This is a genomic window from Curtobacterium sp. 260 (genome assembly GCF_030803485.1).
Lineage (GTDB): Bacteria > Actinomycetota > Actinomycetes > Actinomycetales > Microbacteriaceae > Curtobacterium.
On sequence record NZ_JAURUY010000018.1, the window covers coordinates 39,935 to 47,918 of the forward strand.

Annotated in this window: 7 protein-coding genes; 2 read left to right on the forward strand and 5 right to left on the reverse strand. The window is 73.9% G+C overall.

What is annotated here, in order from left to right; all coding sequences use genetic code 11:
- Nucleotides 1-52: 52 nt before the first annotated feature.
- The gene (locus J2X59_RS14945) at nucleotides 53-1,321 is read right to left on the reverse strand and encodes an MFS transporter (RefSeq protein WP_311205800.1); all 1,269 of its coding nucleotides are present in this window, start codon (nucleotides 1,319-1,321) and stop codon (nucleotides 53-55) included.
- Nucleotides 1,322-1,369: 48 nt separating this feature from the next.
- Here J2X59_RS14945 and J2X59_RS14950 point away from each other — a divergent pair, with 48 nt between their 5' ends.
- Nucleotides 1,370-2,281 carry a LysR family transcriptional regulator gene (locus tag J2X59_RS14950; protein WP_326497191.1) on the forward strand — a complete coding sequence of 304 codons (912 nt, stop codon included), beginning with the start codon at nucleotides 1,370-1,372 and terminating at the stop codon, nucleotides 2,279-2,281.
- A 236-nt stretch (nucleotides 2,282-2,517) separates the two neighbouring features.
- Here J2X59_RS14950 and J2X59_RS14955 read toward each other — a convergent pair whose 3' ends face one another.
- The 4 genes from J2X59_RS14955 to J2X59_RS14970 form a co-directional block, all read right to left on the reverse strand.
- Nucleotides 2,518-2,784, reverse strand: coding sequence for a hypothetical protein (locus tag J2X59_RS14955; protein WP_326497192.1), 267 nt, complete (start codon nucleotides 2,782-2,784; stop codon nucleotides 2,518-2,520).
- Nucleotides 2,781-3,422 (reverse strand): DUF308 domain-containing protein, encoded by a 642-nt coding sequence (locus J2X59_RS14960; RefSeq protein ID WP_326497193.1) that lies wholly within the window; start codon nucleotides 3,420-3,422, stop codon nucleotides 2,781-2,783. The genes J2X59_RS14955 and J2X59_RS14960 overlap by 4 nt, the downstream gene beginning before the upstream one ends.
- Before the next feature lie 138 nt (nucleotides 3,423-3,560).
- Nucleotides 3,561-5,423: a lectin-like domain-containing protein gene (locus tag J2X59_RS14965; RefSeq protein WP_326497194.1), complete on the reverse strand. Its 1,863-nt coding sequence runs from the start codon at nucleotides 5,421-5,423 to the stop codon at nucleotides 3,561-3,563.
- Nucleotides 5,424-5,515: 92 nt separating this feature from the next.
- The gene (locus tag J2X59_RS14970; protein ID WP_326497195.1) at nucleotides 5,516-7,159 is read right to left on the reverse strand and encodes a glycoside hydrolase family 13 protein; all 1,644 of its coding nucleotides are present in this window, start codon (nucleotides 7,157-7,159) and stop codon (nucleotides 5,516-5,518) included.
- A 123-nt stretch (nucleotides 7,160-7,282) separates the two neighbouring features.
- On the opposite strand from J2X59_RS14970, the gene J2X59_RS14975 reads away from it, so the two are divergent.
- Nucleotides 7,283-7,840 carry an NADPH-dependent FMN reductase gene (locus J2X59_RS14975; RefSeq protein WP_209684271.1) on the forward strand — a complete coding sequence of 186 codons (558 nt, stop codon included), beginning with the start codon at nucleotides 7,283-7,285 and terminating at the stop codon, nucleotides 7,838-7,840.
- Nucleotides 7,841-7,984 lie beyond the last annotated feature (144 nt).

Genomic DNA, 7,984 nt, shown 5'->3' on the forward strand with positions numbered 1-7,984 from the left:
CAGTATGCCGGGAGACGAACGGCTGTCCGCGTGGTCGGCTGGTCGCGGCGGACTACGCCGCGCGGGCGGCCAGGCGCAGGCCGGCGACCAGTGCGAGTGCGACGACGAAGGCCACGTACGCGAGCAGCACCGGGAGCGTCGGCACGACGAGGAGCGCGGCGCCGACCGCCACGACGGGCACGGTCAGTCCCGCGTACGCGACGAGGAACGTCGCCGCGAGCACCCCGCCGCGCTGCTCCGGCCCGACGAGCGACCCCGCGCGGGCGATCGCGGCCCGGAAGAGCAGCCCGACGCCGGCACCCGCCACGACACCGCCGCCGATGAAGCCCGCGACCTGCAGGAGCACGGCGGCGACCGCGAGCACGACGAGACCACCGACGAGCAGCACCAGACCGAGCCGGATCTGCCGACGCTGGGACAGCCTGGCGAAGACGATCTGCGACACCGCACTCGCGGCGAAGACCCCGAACGTCGTGGCGCCCGCGGCGAGCCGGTCGGTGACGTGGAACGTGGTGCCGAGGAAGGTCGGAGCGACCGAGGTGAAGAGTCCCTGCACGGCCAGGGCGGCGAAGGCCGCGGCACCGGCGGCCCAGAACACGCCGGCCTGCCCCTCAGGGGCGGCCATCCGCTGCGGTCGGTACGGCACCGGCTGCTCCGGACGGTCGACGGTCTCCGGCGCGGCGAGGACGACGACGAACGCGACCGCCAGGGCGACGACGAAGACGACGTACGGCACGACGAGCGGCTGCCCGACGAACTCCGCGAGCGCGCCCCCGACGAGGGCGCCGAGCGACAGACCGCCGAGGTTCACGGCGCCGGCCGCGACGCTCGCACCCTGCGCGGACGCGGACGAGCCGGTCGCCCGGACCCGCAGTTCACCGAGGTGCGCGGTCGCCGTCGCGGTGAGGAGCCCGACGCCGAGGCCGGTGACGAACCGCGCAACGACGAGGCCGGCGACGTCGGACCACAGCAGGAACAGCACGGCCGCGACGAGTTCGAGGGCGATCGACACCAGGATCAACGGGCGTCGTCCGTGCACGTCGCTGAGGTGTCCCGCCAGGAAGAGCGAGGCGACGACCCCGACACCGTAGGCGGCGAAGACGACCGTGGTCGTGAACGTCGGGAAGCCGTCGCGCGCCTGGTAGATCACGTAGAGGGGTGCCGGGACGGTCGCGAACGCCATCACCGCCAGGAACGCGAAGGCCACGGCCCAGAAGCCGAAACCGTGCCGGCGACGGGAGTGCGTGCGCCGCCCACGCGGAGCGGGGACGGGACGGGAGCCGGTCGTCGGGGCCGGAGCCGCGTCGGTGGTCGAGGTCATGGTCCGATGGTGCCCCGGCGGCGTCATCGAGTCCAACGGGTGGTCTTGATGGGTGTCATCGATCTGGTCGATACTCGGATGATGGAGACCCGCCTGCTCGAACAGTTCGTGGCGGTCGCCGCCGAGGGGACCGTGACACGCGCCGCGGAACGCCTGTGGGCCGCCCAGTCGACCGTCTCCGCCGGGATCGCCTCCCTCGAACGCTCGCTCGGGGTGCGGTTGTTCGACCGCACCGGTCGGCGATTCGTGCTGACCGCAGCGGGCGAGGACCTCCTCCCGCACGCCCGCGCCGTGCTCGGTTCCCTGGAGCGGATGCGGGACCTGGCGACCGTCGACGACGTCGACCTCCGCGGCCGGGTACGGCTGGGCATCTTCACGAGCATGGACGTCGTCGACCTGACGGGGGTGCTGCGGCGGTTCCGGCGGCGGCACCCGCTCGTGGCCGTCGAGCTGATGACCTCTCCCTCGGGCACCACCGGCCTGGTGCAGGACCTGGTCGCCGGGCGGCTCGACCTGGCGTACACGGGCCTGCCGTCCGTCCCGCCCGGGGTCGTCGTCGAACCGCTGCGCGAGCTGCCCTTCCGCGTCTACACCGCCGCGGACCACCCGCTCGCTGCCCGCCCGTCGGCGTCCCTGGCCGAACTCGCCGGGGAGCCCTTCGTCGACACCGCGCACGGCTTCGGCAACCGCCTGATCCTCGACGCCGCGTTCGAGCGCCTCGGCCTCCGACGCCGGGTCGTGGCGGAGATGAACGACATGCCTGCGGTGATCCGGTTCGCCTCGGCCGGGCTCGGCGTCGGTGTCGTCCCGGACCCGGGCGTCCGGTACGACGGCGCCGTGCTCGAGCTCGAGGACGAGGTCGAGCCGCTCCGCATCGGGCTCGCGATGCGGTCGGACACCGAACCGAACCGCGCCACGCGCACGCTCGCTCGCGACGTCGTGGCCGCACGGGTGGGGTGAGGTCCGGAGGGCCGTGCGGGACGTGTCCCACCGGCGGACGGGAGGCGCGGGACGGTCCCGCACCGCGCCTCCCGGCCGTCAGCCCCCCCCCCCCAGATCTCCCCGACGGCGTTCAGCTGGCCGTGGGGTGGTCACGACGCAGGCGGGTGTCGCGACCGGCGTCGGTGTCGGCGTGATCGGCGCGCGGACCGCTCCGCCCGGACGTGTCGCCAGGGACGACGGTCGCCGGAGCGGGGTCAGTGGAAGTCGTCGCCCTCGGACCGATCGCCCGGAGACCTGTGGCCGCCGAGCATGTCGTTGTCGTCCTGGTCGCTCGACGCCGCGAGCTGGAGCATCGCGAGGACCACCACGACGACGATGAACGCGACACCGAGGAACACCAGGGCGAGTTCGAACTCACGCGTCGAGAAGAGCACGACCGCTCCGGTGAACACCGCGACGACCGCCGAGATCACGAGGAGCTCGGCGGGGCGCAGACGGTCGCGACGGCTGGGGGTGCTCATGCGTGTGGTGCTCCGTCCGGGGCTGCGGCAGGCGCCGTGGTGCCCCACTTGTGCGAGAGTCCGGCGATCACGTGGAAGACCGCCGCGATGGCGAGGTAGGCGCCGAGCAGTCCGACCAGGACGACGGCGGCGTCCAGGGTGCCGGTGACCTGCTCCACGCCCCCGAGCTGCTGGGAGTAGTCCGGCGGTGTCAGCAGGAACGCGACGGCGAGCAGCAGGGTGAGCCCACCGATCGTGGTCCAGTCACGGGCGAACGGCGACCGGCCGCGCGCTCGGAGTCCCTGTGCGAGTTCGAGGGCTCCCGTCAGCACGGCCCACCCGACGACCACCGTGATGAACGCGCCGAGCCCGACGCCGTTGGTCACCAGGGCGGCGACACCGGCGACGAGGGAGACGACCGCCTGCACGAACGTGGTCGGACGCGAGCGCTCGTCGGAGGGCATGCGGCGCAGGGCGGCCCACCCGAGCACGAGGGCGTCGACGATCACGAACCCGCCGAAGAGCAGCAGGCCGTAGCCGGCGGCGTGGTTGGACGAGAAGGTGATGACGAGGGCCACGACCGCGGCTGGGACGGCCCGGAGGACGGGGATCGGCCAGTACCGCGCGCGCTGGCCGGCGTCGTCCACGGAGTCGGACACGGGACCTCTTTCGGGCATGCGGATCGTGGTCCGAGTCTACCGCCGGCGCCCCGGGCGTCGGACCGGAGCCCGTACCGACGGGAGCCACCACCGCCGGCCGGGGTCCGAGCGCCCCGACCGGCGGTGACGCGCTCCCCGTCAGTCGGGGTCGTCGGCCGCGCGCCCACGTCGTGCGACCCACCAGCCCCCGGCGCCGAGCCCGACTGCGGCAGCAGCCAGGGCGGCGAGGAGCCCGAGCCCCTCGGCGCCGGTGTACGCGAGGGCCCCGGCGCCGGCCCCTCCGCCGCCCGTCCGTCCGCCGCGGGCAGCCGTCGGCACCCCCGGGGACGGCGAGGCGCTCGCGGAGACGGCCGGCGTCGGCGCACCCGTGCCGCCATCGTCGCCCTCGCCGCCGTCGCCGTCGCCGTCGCCGGGCCCCGTGACGCCGATCGACACCTCCGGGGACGGGTCGCCCCCGTCCGGATCGGTGGGCGACGTCGCGGTCGCCACGTTGACGACGTCGGATCCGTCGCCGGTGTAGCCGGGGTCGAGCACCGCCCGGACGCGGAAGGAGCGCGTCTCACCCACCGCCAGGTCCCCCTCGGACCGGCACGTCACGTGCTGTCCCTCGGCCGAACAGTCGTCCTCGGACCCCGTGAAGCGCATCGCCGCCGGCAGGTCGTCGACCACGCCCACGTCGTGCGCGGGGTCCGGACCGCGGTTCTTCGCCGTCACGCGGTACTCGACCTCGTCCCCCGGTGCCACGTCGACGGACGGGGACACCGACTTGTCGGTCTCGAGCTGCGCCTCGGGCGCCGGCGCCGCCTCGATCGGACTCGTCACGACGGACCGGTTGTCGGACTCGTCGACGTCGGACAGCGACGCCGGAGGCGCGATGGTGGCGGTGCTCTCGAGCGCCCCCGCGGCATCGTCCGCGACGGTTCCCGACACGGTGACCGTCGCGGCACCGCCCGGGACCAGGTCGAGCCCGGCGTCCACGTCGCCGGTCCCGCTGGCCGTTCCGCAGGCGGATCCGTCGGTCGCGGTGCAGGTCCACGTCACGTCCCGCAGACCGTCCGGGACGTCGACGTGCAACGCGCTGGGATCGGACCGGTTCGGTCCGGCGTCGGACGCGGTCACGGTGTACGTGAACGGCTGTCCGGGCCGACCGGACTCGGGGACCTCCTGGGAGACGCCGAGGTCGACGGGCTGCGAGACCCGGAGGTCGTCGACCTCGTGGACGTCGGCGAAGCTGCCGGTCGCGGCGGAGAAGCCGAGCCGGAGCGTGTCCGGGAGCGGAGCCTGGGCGTCGCCGTGCAGCGGCACGCGGTCGAGGACGGTGCGGAGCAGCCCCCGGTCCTCGAGGCGCACGGTCATGAAGAGCTCACCCGATGCCCCCGGCACGAGACTGACCCGGACCTTCCGCTTCGTCGGCCCGTCGGTCAGGGTGCCGCCGGGAGCCGGTACCCCGTCGACGTACCGGTAGCCGGTGGTGCCGTCACCGGACCCACGGACCACGATCGTGTCCGGCTCGCGGCCCACGCCCGACTGGTTGATGCGCTGGGAGAAGTTCCCGTAGTGGTCGACCGCGACGGCGGCGAAGGCACCCGGGAGGCCGGGCAGGTCGCACGGCTGGCCACCACCCTGGGTCGCACTCGACCGACAGGCGTACCCGAGCGCGGCACCGTACGCTCCGACGCCCTGTGGTGCGCTGCCGTCCGCCAGGAAGAGCAGCAGCCCGTCGGCACCCTGGTCGCCCACCGCGTTGTACATGGCGTACGAGAACTCGATGTCGAGTCCGAGGTCCGAGCGGAACGTGTCGTCCGTCGACCACGCTCCGGCCTGGTCCTTCGTCTGGTCCGTGAGCCGCAGCCGACCGCCGACGACCTGCGCGTCGCCGCTCAGGGTGCCGCCCCCGGCGGAGTCGAAGCCGTTGCGGTAGGGGAACGCGAGGTCGTCCGCCGAGGAGCTGGAGGGCAGGAGCGCCGGCGCCGCCAGGACGGCCGTCGCGAGCGGGACCACCTCGTCAGCGGCCGTCGAGCCCTTCTGGGGAGAACGCTCCCGAGACCAGCCGCTGTGCAGGGATGTGCGCAGCCACCCCGGTCAGACCGGACTCACCCGAGCCACACCGTGGTCTCGCCCGGGAGCATCCCCTCGCCTGCGTCGAGCGGCCTGGACGCCAGCACCACCGAGCCCGACGGCATCGGCACCGGAGACGTCCCGAGGTTCGTCACGGACCGCCAGCCCTCGTGCCGGGCGAACGCCACGACGTCGTCACCGGCGTCCAACCACGTCAGCTCCTCGCCCTGCTGCAGCCGTCGTCGGGCCGCCGTCGCCTGCCGGTAGAGCGACAGCGTCGAAGCGGGGTCGCCGTCCTCGGCCTCGACCGACGAGTCGCCGAAGTCCTCCGGCTGCGGCAGGTGCGGTGCGACGTCGCCGAAGCCGAACGACGGCCCCGTCCGGGTCCAGGGGATCGGGACCCGGCAGCCGTCCCGCCCCTTCACCGTGTGCCCGCTGCGGATCCACTTCGGGTCCTGCAGGAGCTCGTGGGGGATCGCGGGCGCCTCGTGCAGGCCGAGCTCCTCGCCCTGGTACAGGTAGGTGGACCCGGGCAACGCCAGGATCAGCAGCGTCGCCGCACGCGCCCGACGTCCACCGCGCGCACGGTCGAGCTCGGGCTCGGTGCCGTCGGTGAGCAGCCAGGCATCCGTGTCGGTGCCGTCGGGCAGGCCGTAGCGGGTGGCGTGCCGCACGACGTCGTGGTTCGACAGGACCCAGGTCGAGGAAGCGCCGGACTCGGCCGACATGGCGAGGTTCCGCTCGATGATCTCGTGGAAGGCCCGTGCGTCGTACGGTGCCTCGAGCAGGTCGAAGTTGAACGCCTGCCCGAGCTCGGTCGGCCGGGCGTAGAGCACGCGACGCGGGGCCGGCGCCCAGGCCTCGGCGATCGCGGCGCGGGGCGGGTCGTACTCGTCGAGCACGGAGCGCCACGTCGCGAAGATCTCGTGCACCTCGTCGCGGTCGTACAGCGGGTCGGAGCCGTCCAGCGGCAGCGCCTTCTCGTTCGAAGGACGGTACGGCGTCGACAGGTCCTTCGCGAGCCCGTGCGCGACGTCGACCCGGAAGCCGTCCACGCCGCGGTCGGACCAGAACCGCAGGGTGTGCTCGAAGTCGGCGCGCACCTCGGGGTTCGACCAGTCGAGGTCGGGCTGTTCGGGCGCGAACAGGTGCAGGTACCACTGGCCGTCCGGCACCCGCGTCCACGCGCTGCCGCCGAAGTTCGACACCCAGTCGCTCGGCGGGAGCTCGCCCGACTCCCCCGCTCCGTCACGGAACACGTAGCGCGCCCGCTCGGGTGACCCCGGCTCTGCGGCGAGCGCTTGGCGGAACCACGCGTGCTGGTCGGAGGTGTGGTTCGGCACGACGTCGACGATGACGCGCACGTCGTGCTCGTGTGCGGCGCGGACGAACGCGTCGAGGTCGTCGAGCGTGCCGAGGCGCGGGTCGACGTCTCGGTAGTCCGCCACGTCGTACCCGCCGTCGGCGAGCGGCGAGGGGGTGAAGGGCGACAACCACACCGCGTCGACGCCGAGCGACGCCAGGTACGGCACACGGCTCGTGATGCCCGCGATGTCGCCCAGGCCGTCCGCGTCGGTGTCGGCGAAGCTCCGCGGGTACACCTGGTAGACGACGGCCTGACGCCACCAGTCCGGGTCGGTGGTGCGCGGGCTGCTGGCGGGCGTCCGGTGGCTGCTCACCCGGCCACCGTACCCAGCGGGACCCGAGTGGTGGTCCGATCGGGAATGGCGCACCCAGCGAGCACATTGGTTGTCCCTGACACCATTCCGTGACCGAGCGGTCACGGACAGAAGGGATCCACCATGACGAACGTCCTCGCCCTCGTCGGCAGCCTGCGCGCCGGCTCCATCAACCGGAAGCTCGCCGAGGCTGCCGAGCAGCACGCCCCCGAGGGGATCACCCTCACGACGTTCGACGGCATCGTCGACCTGCCCTTCTACAACGAGGACATCGACGGCGACACCCCGCCGGCTGCCGCCGTCGCCTTCCGCGACGCCGTCGCCGCAGCAGACGCGGTCCTGCTCGTCACCCCCGAGTACAACGGCACGATGCCGGCCGTTCTGAAGAACGCGCTCGACTGGGGCTCGCGGCCCTTCGGCTCGTCGCCGCTGTCCGGCAAGCCGCTCGCGGTGATCGGCTCGGCGTTCGGCCAGTACGGCGGCGTGTGGGCACACGACGACGCCCGCAAGTCGGCGGGGATCGCGGGTGCGAAGGTCCTGGAGGACGTCAAGGTCGCCATCCCGCAGTCGGTGGTCCGGTTCGCGGAGACCCACCCGCGCGAAGACGCCGAGGTCGTCGAGCTCGTGCAGGGCGCGCTCCGCGCCCTGGCCGGTGCGGCGGACGAGCGCGTCGCCGCCTGATCCGCCCGGTCGCCGTCGGGCGACCAGGAGACGGTCCGGAGGCGGGGGGGGGGGCGGGCCCCCCCCCCCCCCCCCCCCCGGGGCCCCCCCCCCCCGGGGCCCCCCCCCCCCCCCCCCCCCGGCGCGGGCCGGCACAACACCGGG